Origin of the sequence: Maribacter sp. PR1, from assembly GCF_028464145.1 — a bacterium.
Lineage (GTDB): Bacteria > Bacteroidota > Bacteroidia > Flavobacteriales > Flavobacteriaceae > Maribacter.
Genome location: NZ_JAQPCG010000004.1, coordinates 51,525 through 71,264 on the forward strand (window position 1 = coordinate 51,525; position 19,740 = coordinate 71,264).

General features: G+C 43.2%; 20 protein-coding genes. 17 read left to right on the forward strand and 3 right to left on the reverse strand.

Translation table 11 applies throughout. From position 1 onward, the window contains the following. Genes PP182_RS09100 through PP182_RS09155 form a run of 12 tightly spaced genes read left to right on the forward strand, consistent with a single transcriptional unit; the run spans position 1 to position 12,098 of the window. Positions 1-441: a hypothetical protein gene (locus PP182_RS09100; protein WP_272650945.1), complete on the forward strand. Its 441-nt coding sequence runs from the start codon at positions 1-3 to the stop codon at positions 439-441. Further along, positions 438-794, forward strand: coding sequence for a hypothetical protein (locus PP182_RS09105; RefSeq protein WP_272650946.1), 357 nt, complete (start codon positions 438-440; stop codon positions 792-794). The genes PP182_RS09100 and PP182_RS09105 overlap by 4 nt, the downstream gene beginning before the upstream one ends. A gap of 7 nt (positions 795-801) precedes the next feature. Continuing rightward, positions 802-1,083 (forward strand): hypothetical protein, encoded by a 282-nt coding sequence (locus tag PP182_RS09110; RefSeq protein WP_272650947.1) that lies wholly within the window; start codon positions 802-804, stop codon positions 1,081-1,083. Between the two features lie 2 nt (positions 1,084-1,085). Continuing rightward, on the forward strand, positions 1,086-1,409 hold the full coding sequence (locus tag PP182_RS09115) for a DUF4133 domain-containing protein (protein WP_272650948.1): 324 nt from the start codon (positions 1,086-1,088) through the stop codon (positions 1,407-1,409). After that, entirely contained in the window at positions 1,394-3,985 is a 2,592-nt protein-coding gene (locus tag PP182_RS09120) for a TraG family conjugative transposon ATPase (RefSeq protein ID WP_272650949.1), read from the forward strand. The genes PP182_RS09115 and PP182_RS09120 overlap by 16 nt, the downstream gene beginning before the upstream one ends. A gap of 10 nt (positions 3,986-3,995) precedes the next feature. Further along, a complete protein-coding gene (locus tag PP182_RS09125; protein WP_272650950.1) occupies positions 3,996-4,625 on the forward strand; it encodes a hypothetical protein in 630 nt (209 codons plus the stop codon). After that, the gene (locus tag PP182_RS09130; RefSeq protein ID WP_272650951.1) at positions 4,625-5,539 is read left to right on the forward strand and encodes a type IV secretion system protein; all 915 of its coding nucleotides are present in this window, start codon (positions 4,625-4,627) and stop codon (positions 5,537-5,539) included. Before PP182_RS09125 ends, PP182_RS09130 begins: the two co-directional genes overlap by 1 nt. A gap of 7 nt (positions 5,540-5,546) precedes the next feature. Further along, a complete protein-coding gene (locus PP182_RS09135) occupies positions 5,547-6,173 on the forward strand; it encodes a hypothetical protein (RefSeq protein WP_272650952.1) in 627 nt (208 codons plus the stop codon). Position 6,174: 1 nt separating this feature from the next. Beyond that, positions 6,175-7,203, forward strand: a complete 1,029-nt coding sequence (gene traM / locus PP182_RS09140; RefSeq protein WP_272650953.1) for a conjugative transposon protein TraM — start codon at positions 6,175-6,177, stop codon at positions 7,201-7,203. Then, positions 7,200-8,183 (forward strand): DUF4138 domain-containing protein, encoded by a 984-nt coding sequence (locus PP182_RS09145; RefSeq protein ID WP_272650954.1) that lies wholly within the window; start codon positions 7,200-7,202, stop codon positions 8,181-8,183. The genes traM and PP182_RS09145 overlap by 4 nt, the downstream gene beginning before the upstream one ends. Continuing rightward, complete coding sequence (locus PP182_RS09150; RefSeq protein ID WP_272650955.1) at positions 8,180-8,731, forward strand: conjugal transfer protein TraO; 552 nt, start codon at positions 8,180-8,182, stop codon at positions 8,729-8,731. Before PP182_RS09145 ends, PP182_RS09150 begins: the two co-directional genes overlap by 4 nt. A gap of 10 nt (positions 8,732-8,741) precedes the next feature. Beyond that, positions 8,742-12,098 (forward strand): TraQ conjugal transfer family protein, encoded by a 3,357-nt coding sequence (locus PP182_RS09155; RefSeq protein WP_272650956.1) that lies wholly within the window; start codon positions 8,742-8,744, stop codon positions 12,096-12,098. Between the two features lie 24 nt (positions 12,099-12,122). Here the strand turns inward: PP182_RS09155 and PP182_RS09160 are convergent, their stop codons facing one another. Next, positions 12,123-12,572: a hypothetical protein gene (locus tag PP182_RS09160; RefSeq protein ID WP_272650957.1), complete on the reverse strand. Its 450-nt coding sequence runs from the start codon at positions 12,570-12,572 to the stop codon at positions 12,123-12,125. A 484-nt stretch (positions 12,573-13,056) separates the two neighbouring features. Between PP182_RS09160 and PP182_RS09165 the strand changes: the two genes are divergently transcribed. The 5 genes from PP182_RS09165 (at position 13,057) to arsB (ending at position 17,316) form a co-directional block, all read left to right on the forward strand. Continuing rightward, the gene (locus PP182_RS09165) at positions 13,057-14,508 is read left to right on the forward strand and encodes an outer membrane protein assembly factor BamB family protein (RefSeq protein WP_272650958.1); all 1,452 of its coding nucleotides are present in this window, start codon (positions 13,057-13,059) and stop codon (positions 14,506-14,508) included. Positions 14,509-14,744: 236 nt separating this feature from the next. Then, a complete protein-coding gene (locus PP182_RS09170; RefSeq protein ID WP_272650959.1) occupies positions 14,745-15,077 on the forward strand; it encodes an ArsR/SmtB family transcription factor in 333 nt (110 codons plus the stop codon). A 58-nt stretch (positions 15,078-15,135) separates the two neighbouring features. Then, entirely contained in the window at positions 15,136-15,603 is a 468-nt protein-coding gene (locus tag PP182_RS09175) for a DUF6428 family protein (protein WP_272650960.1), read from the forward strand. 24 nt (positions 15,604-15,627) lie between these two features. After that, a complete protein-coding gene (locus PP182_RS09180) occupies positions 15,628-16,260 on the forward strand; it encodes a protein-tyrosine-phosphatase (RefSeq protein ID WP_272650961.1) in 633 nt (210 codons plus the stop codon). A gap of 3 nt (positions 16,261-16,263) precedes the next feature. Next, positions 16,264-17,316, forward strand: a complete 1,053-nt coding sequence (arsB, locus tag PP182_RS09185; RefSeq protein ID WP_272650962.1) for an ACR3 family arsenite efflux transporter — start codon at positions 16,264-16,266, stop codon at positions 17,314-17,316. Between the two features lie 98 nt (positions 17,317-17,414). Here the strand turns inward: arsB and PP182_RS09190 are convergent, their stop codons facing one another. Continuing rightward, the gene (locus PP182_RS09190; RefSeq protein ID WP_272650963.1) at positions 17,415-19,379 is read right to left on the reverse strand and encodes a heavy metal translocating P-type ATPase; all 1,965 of its coding nucleotides are present in this window, start codon (positions 19,377-19,379) and stop codon (positions 17,415-17,417) included. Beyond that, positions 19,380-19,736, reverse strand: coding sequence for an STAS/SEC14 domain-containing protein (locus PP182_RS09195; RefSeq protein WP_272650964.1), 357 nt, complete (start codon positions 19,734-19,736; stop codon positions 19,380-19,382). Positions 19,737-19,740: the final 4 nt, after the last annotated feature.

Below are 19,740 nucleotides of genomic sequence, written 5' to 3' on the forward strand. Positions count from 1 at the left end.
ATGGGAAAGAAGTTAAACGTCAAAGATTTGCTCGAATCAGCGATTTTGGACAATATGGATACACAAAAAGAAGTTAAAGGTCTCAGGGATGAGCGCGACCCGAACATGGAAAAGAATAATTTGACCGGCAATGATTCGGAAAATTTCAGACCGCAACATTTGGTTAAGGATAGTTTTCCCACGTCTAACTTAAATGAGAGTGAACGAAAAGAGGTAGCGGATTTCGAAATGTTTCTTGAGCAGGATCGGTACACCGATAAGAAGGAACAGTACATCTTCAGGTTGAGCAAGACCTGTTTCGAAGATTACGAAAAACTGGCAAGTGCCTATAATTATAAGTTGAACAAAAAGGTGTCCCGCAATGACATTATGCGAAAGGTCTTGGAACTGTATCATGAAAAAAGCATTATAAGATTAAAAGATATTATCGATAGGATTTGAATTGGCAATGGGAACATATCGTCTACGTGGTCATCTGTACTTTAGGGTTACTTTGGTACATGGTGGTCTTTGTCATACTCAAACGAAATAAAAAAGAAAAGAAAGTTCAGGAAAATGATTCATTTGTGCAAAAATCTTCTATATTTGTAAAAAATACATCTTTAAAGGAAAAAGATATGGACCAATTACTCAACCGTGTCGATGAAAACGAAACCAGCTCAGAGCTGTTGGATATTTTCAATGCTTCCGATAAGGATGTTCAGAATGAATCCTTAATTCCAGAACATGAAAAATTTAAGATTATCAAAAATTCCGAACCGCCGCCGGAAACGGAGGTGGACGATTCCGTGTAGTTATTTCTTGACTTTCCTTATTACCCTTGCCTTCCATCAACTTGGCTATGCCCAAATCGACGAACTTGTCGACCAGGTCAACCAAGCGGAACAGGGTACGGTCCAGATCGGCAACAGTATTTTTCGGATCATTAAGGTTGCCGCTAGCGTTCTCTTGGGAATCGCGGCCATTGCCTTTCTGATCATCAGGGAACAGAATCAGGATATGGCACGTAAAGTGGGCAATGTTATTTTGGGGCTGGTCATTTTCTATGGCCTTATCGAGATTGGGGAAAACTTGGCCGGGTAGCGATGGAAAACAAGCTGGTAAGAATCCCAAAGGCCCTTCAGAAGGATGTCTTCTTCTTCGGGCTACGCGCTAAATATGTGGACCAAGCCTTCAAGGGAACGTTTCTGTCCCTGATGTTGGGGCTGTTCTTGAGTACGTTCGTACCTACTTTTCTCAGTCTAATACTTTCCTTTTGTGCCGCGGCACTTTACATCGGGCTGATGCTCTTCTATTCCAAAGCATACGGTGAAAACGGTTTTATTAAATCCCGAGCGGACAAGAAAGGCCCGGATGCCATCAAGGGTCATGTGAACAAAAAACTCCTCGTGCTATGGAAAAAACGGTAAATCTATTGGACGCTTTTCCCATTTATGGGTACGAGGCCCCTATTCTGGTGTCGAAAGAAAAAGGTTGTATCAGTATTCCGTTGGAATTGGAGCTTCCGGAAATCTACACTATGGATGGAAAAGACTATTTGAACCTGAACCGGATAGTCTCCGGCATTCTGGAAATAATGGGGGAAAATTGCCTGTTGCACAAACAAGATCTTTTCTACGGGGAAACCTATGCCGTTGACCCTTTACGCATGAAACGCGATTTTTTCGAGACGCAAGATGAACTCTACTTTAAGAATAGGCCTTTTTTACGGCACCGTTCCTTTTTGGCGATACACAAGGTACCCAAGAGCTATATTGGCCGAACACCCCTAGGTGTCAATTCTTTTTTAAAAAAGGAACGCGGTTTCTATGGGAAAAACCCGTTACCCGCAGAATATCTAAACACCGAGGTCATGGCAGATTTTGAGGCCCGTGTCGGGGCCGTAAACGACCTGATAAACGATTCCGGTTTGATAGGCTCGAAAATATTGGGGTATGAAGACCTTTTCGAATCGGCCGGGTACTACGATAATTATCTGGAAGCAAGCTACCAAACGGGTACTGGCAGGGATGTTGATTTCTCAGGGAACACCTTGCACATTGGAGACAAACAGGGGCAGTACTTTACGCTGGAAAACTTGGACCAATTTTCAAAAGAGGATATGGCCTTTCATGAGTACTTCGGAAAATACACCATCGGTGAAAACCTTTTCCCCATCGGGAACCTTTTCTCTTTGGGCTTTAAGATCCCACACGAACATATCATCAACCAATACATCTATATTCCGGAGAAGGAAAAGGCCATGGGCAGGCTAAGGTCAAAGGCCAAACGCCTGAACAAATACGCTACCAATCGCAAAGGGGACAAAAACAGCACCTATCGGGACCAAATCTACGAGTTCCAACAATCGATACTGAACGACCACAAGGAATTGGTGTATTACCACCTGAACGTACTGGGGTTGGCCGATTCCAAAAAGACCTTTCGGTCGATGTGCAACACCGTAAAATCCGCATTCGGAAAATTGGGCATCCATGCCAAGGAAAATTCCGTGGATCGCAAAAATCTATTTTTCGGGGGCATTCTCGGTAACGGCATCGGTACGAGTATGGAACTGTACAGTCCGTTCTCCTCCGAAATGGCTTCCAGTCTATGGTATTTCGAAGGAGGTTATAAAAACAGGCTTCACGGTCCACACGGGCTGCGTATGGTCGATAGGGCCACGGGACAACCTTTACTGGTCAGTCTCTATCGCGACCCGGAAAAAAAGAACTGGATTTTTAACCGGGGGATGCTCATCGCATCGGGATCGGGCGGAGGGAAGACCTTCTTTACAAACGCCTATCTGTACTCTGAATATCGGGAAGGTGCGGAAATTTTGATTCTTGAAAACGGAAATTCATATGACAAGCTAGTGGATCAACTGAACGGGGTCACAATAGCGAACGACGACCAAAACCCGTTTACCTTCAATCCCTTTATACTCGATCCTATAGATGTTGTCGTTAAGGATGGCAAGAAAACCCTGACCGAACATAAACTGACCCAACTTATCGCTTTGGTGTATTTACTATATGGCCGTAAGGATAATGAAGCAGGGGATACCCATGATAGTGCGGTAGTCCGTACGATCATCGAATTCTTGGTTCAGGGATATTATCAGCATCAGTTTTCTAATGGTAGTTCCGACGATTCTTTTAATACATTCTACGACTACACACATCAAAATTTGAAAGCCCTAATGCAAACGAAGGGCATCCGAGATGAAATATTCGATCCCAATCTGTTCTTATTGTTGCTCAGCAAATACGCTCACGACGGACCGAGGGCCTATCTCTTGAATAGCAGGGATAAAAGAATAGCCCAACTGAGCCAGGAAAGATTGGTCTATTTCAAATTGGAAAATCTGGTCAATAATGAAGAACTTTTCCCCATTGTGGCATTTTTGATGATCGATGTGTTCGACAAAAAGTTGAAGGATCCGAAGAAACTTTCCCTCAATAAAATATTGGCCGTGGACGAGGCATGGAACCTGTTCGATAACCCCATTATGGCCCACTATTTCGATGCGATATCCAGAATGGCAAGAAAGTATGGAGGACAGCCCATATTCATATCGCAGAAGGTCGACGATTTCGTAAAATCAAAATTTATCGGCAAGACCATCGTGGTTAACAGTCATATCAAAGTGCTGCTCGACCTTGGTGAATTCGCCAACTCCTTTGATGAAATCCAGAACATATTAGGCCTGAACGCCAAACAAAAGCAACTGAACCTTTCCGTCAACAAGGATCTGCCCATAGGCCGAAAACTAAGGGAAATGGCCATTTGTTGGAAGGAACGAGTCAAGGTTTTTGGACTGGAAACATCCTTACCGACCAAATGCCTGTTCGAAACGAATCCGAACGAAAAAGCAAAAATCAATAGGCTGCATGAACAGCACGGTTATGATTGGGAACGGACCGCGATCGCATATAAACAATTGGAGATGGAACAAACCGATAGGGATTTGAAAACCCTGAACGGAAATAGTAAGAACACTTAAAACCAAAAAAATGAAAAATCAAAGACTAAAAATGGCTATTGCTATATGTTTTATAGGGATACTCCCTTGTTTGGCAACCGCGCAGATTCCGGTGACCGATGTAGCGGCGAACGCACAATTGGTACTGCTCAACTCAAATGTGGCGACGCTCAATTCGCAATTGGCAACGTTGAACGCGACCATGGGCAAGCTATTAGCACAGATGGAACGCAACGTTACTGCCAATTCCAGTTCCTCCAAAATCTTAAGTCAAGACCTGAGCGCGAAAAGAATGCCCGCCAGCTATGTCATGGGAAGTCCTGAAATGAATGAACTCTACGAACTAAAGGATAAGATCATAGCCTCCTATAAGGGTACGCAGAAGAACCTGCGAACCTTTACCAACTTGGAAAAAGTGGAAAAGAAGAGGGCTGCCAAGACATTGGCGGATGCCGTTTTACAGGTATCCTCCCTTGTTTCCCAAGGTTCACAAATTGCCTCCACCGGTGAAATTATCGAATCAGCGGACAGGTTATCGGCGCTCAGATCGATTTTGGAAAAGATGAACGGGTTATTGGACGATGTCATCAAAGTCAACACATCCCTTCTACAAAAAAACGAACATCGTAAAGCCGTCCATTCACTTATAAAAACAAATTAATGTACGCCTTACAATCAAGTTCGGGCTTTCGGATAACGGTCAATTCCATATTCGACCAATACATCGGCGATGCTTTTGCCAGTTTGGGGCCTACGCTGAGCATCGGATTCGGAATGGCGAAAATCGGTTTGGGCATTTTTGCCCTTACACACTTTGCAGGTAATGATCGAGCGGATGTTATTAAGGCGTTGAAATGGTTTCCCTTAATGTTCATTTTGTTCAACTATTCGGAATTCGCACACGCCATTTTTGAATTTTACAATAATCTAGGTTCATCGTTTGTTAGCACCCAAAAAAGTTGGGATACCATCGGACAAAAGATAGCTTTGGCGCAGATCGATGTAGCTGCGAACAACCTTGTGGAATGGAACCTGTTGAGCATGGACATCGATGGGCTACAGTCGTTCGCCCTTACGGGACTGGCCGGTTCGATAACTGCGTTCGCACATATTATCTCCACCTTGATATTCATAGGCATCAAGGCATTGGCCACCATTTATCTTTTCATCCTCATCATTTTCGGGCCTATCAATATCGGACTTTCTTTCATTCCCGCTATTTCGGGACTCTGGAAAGCATGGCTGCAAAAGTTCATGAGTATCTGTCTTTGGCTGCCCATGCTCTACGTGGTGGATATGTTCATGGTCAACCTTGTGGACCAGTTGGTCGATCATTTGCTTCGATACGGTTCCTATGATCTGGGACTGATCTTAAGTTCGTCCATGTTGATACTGATGACCTCTTTTTTTTATATCAAGGCACCCACTTTGGCAAATTTTGTGGTCCAGGGCCTTAATATTTCAGGAGGTGGAATCGTCGCCAAACCGAAACATTACGGTAAAAAAGCGATTCAAACGGCTATGGATGTGAAAAGTGGAGGAGCCACCAAAGCTGTCCGCACATTAATACAATAATCAACATATGGAAGGAAAATACGGGATAATCAATGACATCGCCCAGAGCAGAAGGCACAACAATAGATTGGTATACAGTTGTTTGGCAGTGATCGTTATCGTTTTCGGCATGGCCACCTACTATGTAATGAGGGCGGATCAGCGCGCCAAGAACAACGCCTATCTGCTTCATGGAGGGCAAAGGTTGCCCATGGCCCCCATTAGGGATGTCAAGGAAAATCTGCAAATACTTTGTGAAGGCCATCTTTACAATTTTCATGAGCTCTTCTTTTCCTTGGAACCTAATTTGAAGCTAATTAAAAGGGACATTGAAGGAAAGGCATTACACATGGTCGACTGGTCAGGCAACCGTTTATACGCCCGTTTGGTCGAAAAAAAGTACTTCCATGATGTGGCAATGCGCGACTATCGCTACTTTGTGGAACTTGATTCGATTCATATCGATTATGGAACCTACCCGTTTCCGTTCACATTTTACGGCAAACAGGCCATAGAAAAAGGCAAATCAACGACGTATAGGAACCTCATTACTAGAGGACAATTAAAAAAGTCGGGAGTTACCCCAAACAATTTAAACGGTATAAAGATTATTGACTTTCAGGTCGTAGACAATTCCGACTTGGAGCGCATGTAGTATGAAATTAAAAGAACAAATACAAGTTGTGAAGAGATGGGTGGTCAGAAACCAAAAGGTTGCTATGGCTTTACCTATCATTCTGATAATGACCAGTTTTTTTGTCATCGAAAATCTAAAGGATTTTAAGATGGGCGGTAATGACGCGGCAAACCTGAACGGGTTCAATACCGAATTGCCGGGCGAGACACCTACTTTGGATTCCGAAACCGCAGGCCGACAATGGAAGCTCAAGGATTCCTTGGAAAAGGAAGAAGTAGAAAATGCCGAAGCTGCCACTAACATGAAGGATTTGGAAAATTCCGAAAATGACTCTCTTCAGCGGATTTTAAAACAACTGGAAGGGCTGTCCATGAAGTCTAGTACCAAGGAAACCGCCAAAGCGGAAATCCCGGAAACCAGAAAAAACATGGTTAGGGAAAAGCAAACCGAAATAACGGCGAATGAGAAAAAAAAGCAGTTCGCGGAGGAACGGTTGGCCTATCGTGAAAAGCTACTAGAGGGTAAGGAAAAAATGATCGGCGATTCTCAAAACACACATAAGAATTTGTCCCCCGTACCAGTTTTGGATGCTAAACAGTCAATCTCATATAGAGCTACCGTATATGGCGACCAATTTATATTGCCCAATGAGAATGTCCGATTACTGCTCATGGAGGATATCGTTATAGGGAAGAAAAGGTTCAAGAAGAATACGTTTGTATACGCCATGGCCTCGATTAAGGAGAACAGGGTTTATCTGGACATCGACAATATCGAACATCATCCGGTAAGTCTATTGGTCAAAGATTTCAACGATGGCCGGGAAGGCATCTATAGCACACGTGCAGGGGAACTGTGGCGGGAATATAAGGCGAATGCAAGCAGTAATTTATTGACCAATGCTACCGATGAGCTGACCAACGGTTCTCCCGATTTAGTGACCGATATAGCAAGAGGATTGGGTTCCTTCCTTAGAAAGAAAAAATTACGGGAGAAAGAGAAGATTCTTTTGATGGACGATTACGAACTTTTATTGGTAACGCAATGAGAATAAAAACCTTCATATCATTATTTGTATTATTCGGTGCGCTTTTTGGAAATGCGCAGACGGACACTATTCCTGTTTCCAGGGATTATAAGACAATACTCGTCCTGCCCGGAATTTTCGATTTCTCCATCAACGGGAAAGAACTCAATTTCATCGAATCCTTCCCTGTCAAAAATGCGTCCGACAATGCAAAACGTATCGTCCTGCTAAGTTACAATGACGTGGCACCCGATACCGAAGATCATACCAATTACACGGTGTATACTAGGGATGGTCTTGCTTATGATTTTATCTTAAGACTGGTTGAAGTTCCTGTTAAGAAAAGGTGGCCGATTACCAAATCTATGTCCGAAAACCTGGAAGCGTTCTCCAAGCTAAAAGATAGTACCAATATCTCAACTTCAGTAGCTACGCCAAAACCTCCAATGGAGCGTACCGATATCGCTACAAGGACAAAAGAAGAAGAATTAGGGGTCTCGCCAAATGAAGAAACGACCGAAGAACCTTTGCCGCTCACTAGGGAACTCTATGTGCTCGACCGCATGGAATACGTTCGTCGGCGATGTTACTATAATCAGTTCAACAAAGGCAAGGTCATTCGCTATTTCGCCAAATATGATGATGTGTTCTTATGGCTTGAAAATGTCTTTTATGAAAACAACGAAATATACCTACAGTTCCGTTTGGAGAACAAAGCGCACATGCCCTACGATGTGAATTTTCTCAAATTCCGTATCGCTTCCAATTATAGGAACAGTCCGAACAATATTGACAAAAAACACGAGCCCTTGTTCCGGTATAAGGTTCCTAAAAGGGTAGAAGGGAATTCCGAAAACTACTTTATGGTGGTCTTCGATAAGTTCACATTGGATCGGAAGAAAGTACTTATGGTCAATGTGGACGAGGATAAAGGCAATAGGAACCTATCCCTGGATATCGACCATAGCGTTATCAATAACCCGTTAGCTTTTAAGTTATGAGAAATGTTCGTTTTTGTATAGCGATGGCATTATTGTTATCGGCTTCATTCTGCTTTGGCCAACTGAGGGGTAATCTTGCCTCATCGGTCGGTTTGAGTGGTGGCTATGTCGAAGATGGTTACGGCATCATGGGTACCTTCAATTTCCATCCCGACAGGTACCAGTATTTTCAGATAAGCGTATTGGCGGCCATTGCAGAAGATAAAGGAAGTCAGGATATCCCCTACAATATTTTTACCATACAACCTGGAATCTATTACCGGGTATTCGTGGCACCGCGAAAGAGAAATTTCAGCTTGTTTCTAGGCGGGGGCGGACTCTTCGGATACGAGGTCATCAACAATGGCAGTAATGAACTTCCAAGCGGAGCTTTGATAAACGCCAAAAGTCAATTCGTCTATGGCCTCTATGTCGGGGCGGAAGCGGAAGTAGGTATCAGCAATGATTTTTCCCTGCTCATAAAAGCGAACGAATACTACCATATCAATTCCGATGTTGGGAATTTTTATCCGTATGCCGGAGTCGGCCTACGTTATTTTTTGTTCTAAAAACGATTGTATGAAAATGAATGCCCCACAACGGATATTCGCGGTAACAACGCTATGTTTAGCTCTGATATTGGCATGTAGTAAGGACTTTGAGGATATCGTACAAGATTCCTTCGACTTTACGTTTGAAGGCACCAACGAAGAAAATGGATTCGTATTCGAAGCGACTAAAACGGATTTCATATTGGAACCCGAACGGATGGTTTCCAACGTTTCCTATTTCATGAAATACGATAATATTGACGGAAAAGGATATTACATAGGAACCGAAAACGATACGGTCCATGCGAACGATACCATATCGGTCAAAAATTTCAATCTTTCATACCGTTATATGCCCATTGATACAGGAATGCATAAGATAAAAGTCTTGGCTTGGGATTCCAATAAAATTGAAAAGGAGCTTGAGCTGATATACAATGTCAAGTATGCAAGTTTTAGCTTTTTACTGGGCAAGGGTACCGATGATTTCCTCATCAATAGCCCAAATCCAGTCAATGTGACTTTATTGAGGGATAGGAACACCGCTAATCCCGACCGAGAATCGTCAGAAGAGTTTGAGATTACCTACCAACTGGAAGATGGTTCGGGTAAACTTCTTCTGGGGGATACCGAATACGATGCCGGAAAACCTTTTATGTTACCTAAAGGCGTTACGGAATTTAGCTACCGACCGGAAACCTTGGGAGAACATAAATTGACAATGACCGCAAAGGCTCCCGATGGTGCCACATTGACCAATGAAATGTTATTGACGATAGAAAATATTGACTTTACTTTTAGGGCCACGGCGGCTTCCTCGCAGGTCGAGCTAGAAACCAATTTGGCCATCAATATCGACTTGCAGACCCAAGAAGAAGAAAGTGAGGTTACTTTCGACATAAGCCATTCCTTCTCGTCGGATAGCCAAGGTGCGGGAACCGTTCGGGATCAGAATGGTGGGGTAATGGACCCCGGTACTTTTCGTAAAATCAATCCGGGCAACTACAATTTTACTTTCGAGGACGATGAATTGGGACAGCGTAAAATCTATTTCGACCTCCGCGATAGCAATGGTCAGATAAAAAGGGATAGTGTTGAAATCGAAGTGGCCAATATTCCGTTCACGTTCAGTGGAAACTCGGAAAGTAACCAAGTTTTTGTAAATCAGCGGACACAGCTTAATTTCAACATCAAATCGAACGGCAACACATCCAACATCGATTACTTCCTGACCTATGATTTGGAGGAAGGAAATGGAACGATTACAGGGGTCGGCGGAAATACGATTCAGAACAATACGGACTATCCGGTCGATCTGGGCAATTTCCCGTTGTTCTATACGCCCGAAACCCTGGGCCCGCATCGGATCAGCTTTCTCGTTACCGACAATTATGGGCAGGCCGTCGGGCCTGTCGAAATCGACTTGGAGGCCAATCAGCTAGAACTGGAATTTAACGCCTCCGCCAATAGCAATGAAGTATTGGTTGGGCAACGGGGCACCGTTTCATTGAGCCTTATCGAAAAAGGGGATTATAATGGAGTTTCCTATGAACTGAATTATTTTATTTCCGGCGGTAATGCCGGACTATACAATGGAAATTCTCAAATTTCTCCTAGTCAATATTTTACCATAAGTCCAGGAAGTTTTGCTTATGATTTTATAGCCCAAGAATCAGGAACTTATGAAATTACCTTTTTGCTTCGAGATAGTAATGGACAGATTTTAGAAGAAAAAGTAACGTTGGTCGTTGCGAACAATGATTTTGCTATCAGTATGACCCCATCGATGGCAACGGAGTTTTCCAATATCCCGGTTGGGATTATTGTGGATATTGATGAAGTACCCGAAGGGGCAAACGATAGTTACACTGCCTTCTTTTCTTCGAGCCAGAACGGTTCGCTATCAGTTAATGGTGTTACTTACGGGCCTGGGGAAGAATTCCCATTGGGTGCAGGAGTCAATAATCTTACCTATACCGGACTTGAACCTGGCCAGCACAATATCATTCTTAGCGTGGAATCCGGTTCGGATGTTACGCGAACGGCCAACACCACCATAACGTATGACCAAGTGGACTTTACCTTTACGGCGGGAGCCCAAAAATCGGATATAACGGTTGGGGAAACCACCGGACTCAATTTTAATATTTCGGAAAGTGTGGGGTCTTCGAATTACACCATGCGCTTTAGCATGAACGGGAACGCACTCATCAGGGACAATAACGGTATTGAAGTGAGCCCCGGGAACAGTTACGATGTCAATACCGGCAACTTTAACTGGACGCTGGAGGGAACCAATGAAAGTAATGTTCGATTGGCTTTCACGGTTCGAAACGATACGGGATTGGAGAAAACAGTGGATATTACGGTAAACGTGGCGGCCAAGGATTACACCTTCACAGCATCAGGGACATTGCAGCAGGCCTATACCGGAGAACAGGTGGATATTAACTTCAATATTTCCGAAATCGGAATCGGTGGGGATGGCTATGAGATGTATTTTTCGGCAAACGGTAACAATGGTTCTTTTGAATACGGAGGCACTAGCTACTCCGCTGGCGAAAGTTTTGAGGTACCTGTGGGGGCATTCTCTGGAAAGTATGTCGGAACGACCGAAGGCAACCACAACATCACTTTTACAGTGCGCTCTTCATCCGATGTAGAGAAAAAAGCCAGTATGAATATCCAGTTCGATAAATACGAAGAGTTCTTTGATTTCAATATAAGCCAATCCTCCGAAGACAAATATGAGGGGCAGCAATTTGAATTGACCTCCGTAACGAATGCAACAACCGGTCATGATGTACGGGTAACTTATGAAATGACATTTACGTTTACGGGGACAAGTGCAGGCTATATTTATTATAAAAGCAGAATTTACAGGGAAGGAGACATAATTCCATTGGATTATGGTTCAACTCCCATGCGATTTTTTCCAGAGACCGATGAAAACTTTACCATCAATTTTCGGGTCGAGAATTCTACGGGCATTTCCCAAACGTTGAGTGAATCTATTATAATGTTCAAAAAGCCAACGGTAGCGGCCAAAGGAGAAAAGCGAAATATAAGCTGCGGTGGCCTGAATGGATGTGATTATCAAATAAGAATATTTACATGTTTCAATGCAAATTGCTCAGAGGCCTATAATGGCGCAACCATTCAACAGGTTGAAATACGGATTTATAACCGATTCGACCAAAGATGGGACACCAAACTTTTCAACTATAACGATGCTCAAGGTACTGGCGCTGATCGCATATTTTTAATGGAAGAAGAGCCGAGTGAGGGCAAATTACGATATCAAGACCAACCCTATGAGGTTAGAGTAATGGATACCAACGGTCAATGGAGCGATAAAACTACCGGAAACATTATCAGGGTTTAAGAACGCAAGGTTAGACTTTGGCCGTCAGCTTTTTTTAAAGGCTATGGTAACGATAACATCTTCATTGCCCAAATTGTCATTTGTCTCAACGACTAATTTGGTTTTAGAAAGCTCTTGAATACGCATTTCGTTTCGAATTTCGAATTGAATAATCGTGTTATTTATAAGCTCATAAGTATCTTCTTCAATGGTGGAGAAAGGGTCTTGCTCATCACATGCCAGTCCATTTTCATTGATAGAATAGGCACCACTTCCCACCGTTCCCATTTCAGTAAAAAAGGTAAGGTTGTCCTTGATACATTGCCTAATTTCTTGGGTGTTGAAAAGATCGATGTTAACGGTTCCGTCTCCGTTGATGTCAACGGCTCTATCGGTCATAATCGATTGATATTCCCATTGTCCCAAGAGGGCTTGGCTCCTGTCTGACTCCGCTACGCTATCATCATCGCTACTACATGAAAAAAATAGTAGCATTGGGAATACAAGAAAGACTAAAACATTTGGTTTCATTGGAAGTGCCTTGGATTAGTACAAATATATTAATGAGGATTACATATTTTAAACAAAAAATTCCAAAATTAATTGTGCGGCGGCAAGATAAATGCAAAACAGGCGATTTTTTTCGCCTGCTTTGGATTTATGTGCGGTTCCGAGGGTGTTCAAAAATCTGGAACTGAAAGACCCCGAGTGCGAACCGGCGTAGCGGTTCGCTCGGGAAGTCTTGAAGTGGAAGATTTTTGAACTTCCGCAGGAACATGGCAAACAAAGCCAATGCACCAGAACTAATGGTGCACACTTTTGATTCCTTTTCATTGTAAACGCGCATACTAAAATTCCTCCATTAGGCTCAATTTTTTTAAAGTTAAAAAAAAGATGATTTGCACTAAACTCCATTTCGTCATCAAACTAACTTATCAATCACGATTAAAAATAAATGGTAACGTAAAGCCTTTAAGTCATGGAAAATAAACGCATCCGCATTCAGCTTCTATCTCTACATGCAAAACTAACATTACCTTCATTGTTACTTTTCTTGTTCTTACCTTCGGCTAATTCCCAATCTACGAGTAAGGGAAATGACGGGCACAAAATGATACAAAATCTTCATGCTACCAATGCTTCGCCCATAAATAGCAAATCGATTGAAAACATGGACCATAACTGGCACTACGCGACCGAACATCCGGTAAGTCATGCCCCATTGGTCAAAGACGATGCGGTCTATTTTGGGGATTGGGGAGGCACGATATACAAAGTGGATGCGGAAAAGGGAAATTTAATTTGGGAAAAAAATATAGAAAATCCCATGACAGAATGGTCTTGGTACGGTTTTGCAGGAACCGGCACACTTGGTGACGGTAAGGTATTCGAGGCGAGTGTAGAGGGAAATGCCTTCGCACTCGACCAAAATTCGGGCGAACTGCTTTGGCAGACCGAGTTCACTGATGATCCCGAAGCAGGTAATCTTAGCGTACTGCTCTATCATGATGGTTTGGTATATATCGGTGTTTCTTCTGTCGAGGAAATGCTGGACTCCCCATCGTTTACCCCGAATCTTCAGGGAAAGGTAATCGCCTTGGATGCAAAGACTGGGGACAAGGTATGGGAAAGATTTCTGGTGGAACCTCCCCAAAATGGCGTACCGATGTGGACGTCATTTGCCCTCGATACTGAAAGCAACACCCTTTATTTTGCCACAGGGAACAATTATACTGGCGAGGAGGCCTCAAAGATGTCGGATTCAATGGTTGCGGTAGATTCCAAAACCGGAGATGTCAAATGGTTCTATCAAGTGACCCCTCATGATATATGGACACATCATGAAAAGAAAGGTCCGGATTATGATTTTTCCGGTGGCGCACAATTGTTTACCGCAGAAATTGATGGGGAAATGAGAAAACTAGTTGGAGCCGGTCAAAAAAGTGGCGTATATACAGTATGGGATGCAAAGACGGGTGACAAGGTTTGGGAATCCGCTATTGGATACGGAGGTGTAAAAGGAGGTATGCACAGCGAAGCTTCCATTGCAGACGGAACTGTGTATGTCTGGAGCAACAATAATTATGCGCATAAGCCACCAACCGACACGCCTCTAACCGTTAAAGCGTTGGATGTAGCCACGGGAGAGTTAAAATGGGTAGCAACCGAATCGCAACCGGCATCACTTGTTACGGGATACTTGGCAAATGATGTCTATATCGTCGGGTCTGTCGAAGGAACTATTCAGGCCTACAACGCCAAAGACGGAAAAAAGATATGGTCGCACAAAAATCCCGCCCCAATAATTTCTTGGCTAATTGTAGATGATGACTCGCTCTTTTTGGGCGGTGGCGTTCCTAAAATGTTCGGGGAATGGGCTGGTTCTAACAAAAAAGGACATGGCCTATATGCCTATTCGCTGAATCCATAGAGTTCCAAATTAGATGCCTTTCAAATTTTAGATTGAAAGTTTAGAATTTTTTAAGCTGTCGGTTTTTATGACAAATCCTCCATCTTAATTAGATGTTTGTACTTACAAGCATTTGACCGAGCAGAGAACCAGCGAATATACTAGGAATTAAATTTTTTGCAATTTAATGCGATAAAATAATTTGGACTATTTACCTATTAATCGTAATATTGCAATAAAATAATAAAGATTAAAAAATGGGATTAACCAAAACCGAAATATTCACAGACCAACAGAACCAGATTTCGGTCTTTGCGAAAGCGTTTGGACATCCTGCGAGAGTCGCCATACTGCAATATCTTTTTAAAATCGACACTTGTTTCTGTGGCGATTTAGTAAAGGAAATAGGCTTGGCTCAACCCACAATTTCCCAACATCTAAAAGAACTTAAATATTTGGGGCTTATTAAGGGAACCGTCGAGGGAACGAGCGTTTGCTATTGTATCGACAAGGAGAATTGGGCAGCGATGAAGGAAGTAATGGGAGATTTCCTTGACCAAGACCTTCCCGAGAACGAAGAATGTTGCTAAAAAATTTGTGATAATTAATCGTTTTATTGCAATAAACAAATAATTATAAATCATCCATATGAAGCTATCAGAAATCAAGGAAAGACTTTCAGGTCTTGATACCATAGGATTTGAACTTCCCAATGGCGAAATGGTGCCCAGCCATTATCACGTAACGGAAGTGGGCAAAATAAACAAGTCGTTCATCGATTGTGGCGGGACGATACGAAATGAAGAAGTCGTCAATTTTCAATTATGGGAGGCTGATGATTACGACCACAGGCTACATCCCGAAAAATTGGTACATATTATCGAACTTTCGGAAAGCGTCCTTGGGTTGCCCGATGCGGAAATCGAGGTGGAATACCAAGGAGAGACCATCGGAAAGTTCGGTCTGGACTTCAATGGCACAAATTTCCTACTCGTTTCCAAGCAGACCGATTGTCTTGCAAGAGACAAATGCGGTATCCCTGTCGAAAAACAAAAAATCAAATTGTCCGAACTATCCGAAGAACCGTGCTGCGCATCGGATGGAAATTGTTACTAACCCCTAGTATAGAACCCAAACAAAATGATAACAACGCAATCAACCGTATTTTCGGAAATTGAAAAGACGATTAAAAATCTAGATTCCAAAACCATTTCCAAGGAGCGAAAAGCTATTTTAAAATCGCTAACGGATTTTATCCGGTCAAAAGCTTCAAAGAACCAAGAAATTCGAATCAACTTTATCTGCACCCATAATTCACGTAGAAGTCATTTGTCCCAAGTTTGGGCGCAGACCATAGCGAACTACTTCAACGTAAAAAATGTGTTCTGTTATTCGGGCGGTACCGAAGCCACGGCCTTGTTTCCCAAAGTTGCGGAAACTCTGGAAAATTCCGGATTTCTGGTCAATGCTATTTCAAAGGGTAAGAATCCCATCTATAGCATTAAATATGCGGACAACGAACATCCCATCATCGGGTTTTCGAAAAAACTGGACGATGATTTCAACCCAAAATCCAGATTTGTGGCCATTATGACCTGTGATTCGGCCAATGAAGCCTGTCCGTTTGTTCCCGGAGCGGAAAAACGTATTCCCATTACTTTCGAAGACCCAAAGGCATTTGACGGTACACCACAACAAGCGGAAAAATACAAGGAAAGAAATCTGCAGATCGCAACTGAACTGTTTTACGTTTTCTCTCAAATAAACCTATAAAAAATGGCATCGAAAAAATTAAGCTTTCTCGATAGAAACCTGACACTGTGGATATTCGTGGCAATGGCCATTGGGGTCGGGCTTGGGTATTTCATCCCTACTTTTCCCGATTTCATAAACTCGTTCAGTAGCGGCTCGACCAATATTCCCATTGCTATCGGTTTGATATTGATGATGTACCCACCATTGGCCAAGGTCAACTATGCCCTCTTGCCCAAGGTGTTCAGAAATACGAAAATCCTTTCCATATCCCTTGTCCTGAATTGGATAATCGGCCCCGTTCTGATGTTCGTTCTGGCGATTACATTCCTGCGCGATTATCCCGAATATATGGTCGGACTGATTCTAATTGGTCTGGCACGTTGTATAGCCATGGTCTTGGTCTGGAACGACCTTGCAGAAGGCAGTAGCGAATATGGAGCTGGCCTTGTTGCGCTCAACAGTATTTTTCAAGTGTTCGCATACAGTTTTTATGCGTGGATCTTTATTACGGTGCTGCCACCCTATTTTGGATTTGAAAGTGCCATTGTAGATATTTCGATTGGTACCATAGCGGAAAGCGTGGCTATTTATTTAGGTATTCCGTTCGTAATGGGAATATTAAGCAGATTATTTTTAGTAAAACTAAAAGGCGAAGAATGGTACACAAGAAAATTTATCCCAAAAATCTCGCCCATAACCTTGATTGCACTCTTGTTTACGATCATAATAATGTTCTCGCTCAAAGGCGAACTGATTGTAGAAATCCCGATGGACGTTCTGATTATTGCAGTTCCTTTGCTCATCTATTTTACCCTAATGTTTATCATCGGCTTTTTCTTTACCAAAGCAACTGGTGCTGAATATGATAAAACAGCATCCGTTGCCTTTACGGCGGCAGGGAACAATTTTGAATTGGCCATCGCGGTCGCCATTGCGGTGTTCGGCCTTAATTCCGGTCAGGCTTTTGCCGGGGTAATTGGTCCGTTGGTGGAAGTACCGGCCCTGATACTTCTGGTCCGTGTTTCATTTTGGCTGCGTAAAAAATACTATGGCCCACAAACTGTACAAAACTAAATAGTCAATAAAACGAATGTTCTTACGATATCCCAAAGCTAGCTTAATTGGTCCTTTAAGGACTGTCTAGCGAGGAGGAGAATATAGCCTAATTGTGTTTAGTCCCACTTCATCCGTTGCAACCGAACCGCATTGAAAATAGCCAAAAGCGCCACACCCACATCGGCAAAAACCGCTTCCCACATTGTCGCAAGTCCACCTGCACCGAGAATTAGTACAATGACCTTGACACCGAAAGCAAGACCGATATTTTGCCATACGATACTCCGCGTTGAACGTCCAATTTTAATCGCCCTTGCAATCTTGCTCGGTTGGTCGGTCTGGATGATCACATCCGCCGTTTCAATGGCCACGTCACTGCCCAGACCGCCCATTGCGATACCCACGCCACTTGCTGCCAATACGGGTGCATCGTTGATGCCGTCGCCTATAAAAGCCACTTTCGTATCGGGTTGTTTCTTGAGTTCTTCGACTTCGTTCAGTTTATCTTCTGGTAACAATCCGCCTTTGGCCCAATCAATGTTCAACTCTTTAGAGACTTGCTGCGTAATGGAATCTTTGTCGCCAGAAAGCATTATGATTTTTGTAATTCCCGCATCCCTAATTTGTTTTATGGCCTGGTGCGCATCTTCTTTGAGTTCATCTGCAATGGTAACATAGCCTGCAAATTTTCCTTCAATGGCGACCATTACGATAGATTCCACGATACCGTCCGTTTCCGTGGGCACCTCTATGTTGTTCGAGGTCATCAATGCTTTGTTGCCTACCAACACCGTCTTTCCGTTGACCGTTCCCTTTAATCCCTTTCCGGCAACTTCCGAAACATCGTTCGCCTCATAATCCGACCCGTCCGCTTTATATTCCAGTATCGCCTTTGCAATGGGATGGGTGGATTGTTCTTCCATCGCCATCAGGTACTTCATAAACTCGGTTTCCTCAAATGTGATGGACTTGATTTCCTTGATTTTGAAAACCCCTTTGGTTACTGTTCCCGTTTTGTCCATTACGACCGTGTTCACTTTGGTCATGGCATCTAAAAAAGATGCTCCCTTGAATAGAATACCGTTGCGCGATGCTGCGCCCAAACCACCGAAATAGCCTAGAGGAATGGAAATGACCAATGCACAGGGACAGGAAATCACAAGGAATATCAGGGCTCGGTACAACCAATCCCGAAAGACGTAATCATCCACAAAAAAGTAAGGCAGGAACGTTAAGCCGATAGCGAGGAACACAACGATAGGTGTATAAATCCTTGCGAACTTCCTTATAAATAATTCAGTTTTAGATTTTCTGGCGGTCGCATTCTGAACCATATCGAGAATCCGAGCAATCGAACTGTCCTTAAATTCCTTGGTCGTCTCGATTTCAATTACACCGTCAAGATTGATGCTTCCGGCAAAAACGGTATCGCCCTTGGCAATGGTATCGGGTTTACTTTCGCCCGTCAAGGCCGCGGTATTGAAAGAACCCTTTTCAGAAAGTAGCATACCATCGAGCGGTACTTTCTCGCCCACACGCACCTGAATTTTCTCGCCTATCCGGACGGTCTCGGGATCTACGGGAACAAAATCGCCATCACGATATACCAATGCCTCGTTCGGACGGACATCAAGTAACGCTTTGATGTTTCCTTTTGCCCGGTTGACCGCTGCATTTTGGAAGAGTTCGCCCACGGCATAGAAAAGCATTACGGCCACACCTTCAGGATATTCCCTGATGGCGAACGCCCCCAGGGTTGCGATGGACATCAGGAAGAACTCGGTAAAGAAATCGCCGTTCTTTATACTGTTCCAACCTTCCTTGATCACGGGAAATCCAACAGGAATATAGGCCACCGTGTACCATACGATCCTAATCCACCCTTTGAAAAAAGGGAAGGCGTCAAAGTAATCAATGGCAATCCCTGCTATCAGCATCACAAAACTGAAAATAGCAGGCAAATAGGTGCTAAAATTTGATGCTTTTTCGGGACTTCCATGGTTGTGCCGGTCATCGTGTGTATGTTCTCCCTGATGTTTTTTGGGGTCTATATCCCGCAAGTTTACTTTTTTCTTTTTCATCTATTGTCCAATCCAAGTTTTTGCCTGTTCCTTATCTTTTAAATCGAAGTATTTCACTTCCGAACTTGTGAAGAAATCGGTGGCCTTGGCAGCCCATTCCTGCCATTTTTTTTCGCCAACAAAAGCCATTTTCCCGTAGTCTGAAATATGGGCGGAATCGACTTTCAAATCGGCCCAAAGTCCTTCCAGCTCGTAACCATGAAAATCTTCCATTTCAAAATAGAAATCGACCTTTTTGCCCTTGTCGACAATATCGTGGATAAGGGGATGTATTTTTTCTACGTCGTTCTTTGAAATCTTACCGCTGATTTTTGCTGAAATCAAATTGTCTTTTTTTGTATTCAGTATCTGTACCATTGTT

What these genes read in the sequence shown, in the direction of transcription:
- PP182_RS09100 (WP_272650945.1), top strand. Translation starts at nt 1, where the DNA reads ATGGGAAAGAAGTTAAACGTCAAAGATTTGCTCGAATCAGCGATTTTG.
- PP182_RS09115 (WP_272650948.1), top strand. Translation starts at nt 1,086, where the DNA reads ATGGAAAACAAGCTGGTAAGAATCCCAAAGGCCCTTCAGAAGGATGTC.
- PP182_RS09120 (WP_272650949.1), top strand. Translation starts at nt 1,394, where the DNA reads ATGGAAAAAACGGTAAATCTATTGGACGCTTTTCCCATTTATGGGTAC.
- PP182_RS09125 (WP_272650950.1), top strand. Translation starts at nt 3,996, where the DNA reads ATGAAAAATCAAAGACTAAAAATGGCTATTGCTATATGTTTTATAGGG.
- PP182_RS09130 (WP_272650951.1), top strand. Translation starts at nt 4,625, where the DNA reads ATGTACGCCTTACAATCAAGTTCGGGCTTTCGGATAACGGTCAATTCC.
- PP182_RS09135 (WP_272650952.1), top strand. Translation starts at nt 5,547, where the DNA reads ATGGAAGGAAAATACGGGATAATCAATGACATCGCCCAGAGCAGAAGG.
- traM (WP_272650953.1), top strand. Translation starts at nt 6,175, where the DNA reads ATGAAATTAAAAGAACAAATACAAGTTGTGAAGAGATGGGTGGTCAGA.
- PP182_RS09145 (WP_272650954.1), top strand. Translation starts at nt 7,200, where the DNA reads ATGAGAATAAAAACCTTCATATCATTATTTGTATTATTCGGTGCGCTT.
- PP182_RS09150 (WP_272650955.1), top strand. Translation starts at nt 8,180, where the DNA reads ATGAGAAATGTTCGTTTTTGTATAGCGATGGCATTATTGTTATCGGCT.
- PP182_RS09155 (WP_272650956.1), top strand. Translation starts at nt 8,742, where the DNA reads ATGAAAATGAATGCCCCACAACGGATATTCGCGGTAACAACGCTATGT.
- PP182_RS09160 (WP_272650957.1), bottom strand. Translation starts at nt 12,572, where the DNA reads ATGCTACTATTTTTTTCATGTAGTAGCGATGATGATAGCGTAGCGGAG.
- PP182_RS09165 (WP_272650958.1), top strand. Translation starts at nt 13,057, where the DNA reads ATGGAAAATAAACGCATCCGCATTCAGCTTCTATCTCTACATGCAAAA.
- PP182_RS09170 (WP_272650959.1), top strand. Translation starts at nt 14,745, where the DNA reads ATGGGATTAACCAAAACCGAAATATTCACAGACCAACAGAACCAGATT.
- PP182_RS09175 (WP_272650960.1), top strand. Translation starts at nt 15,136, where the DNA reads ATGAAGCTATCAGAAATCAAGGAAAGACTTTCAGGTCTTGATACCATA.
- PP182_RS09180 (WP_272650961.1), top strand. Translation starts at nt 15,628, where the DNA reads ATGATAACAACGCAATCAACCGTATTTTCGGAAATTGAAAAGACGATT.
- arsB (WP_272650962.1), top strand. Translation starts at nt 16,264, where the DNA reads ATGGCATCGAAAAAATTAAGCTTTCTCGATAGAAACCTGACACTGTGG.
- PP182_RS09190 (WP_272650963.1), bottom strand. Translation starts at nt 19,379, where the DNA reads ATGAAAAAGAAAAAAGTAAACTTGCGGGATATAGACCCCAAAAAACAT.
- PP182_RS09195 (WP_272650964.1), bottom strand. Translation starts at nt 19,736, where the DNA reads ATGGTACAGATACTGAATACAAAAAAAGACAATTTGATTTCAGCAAAA.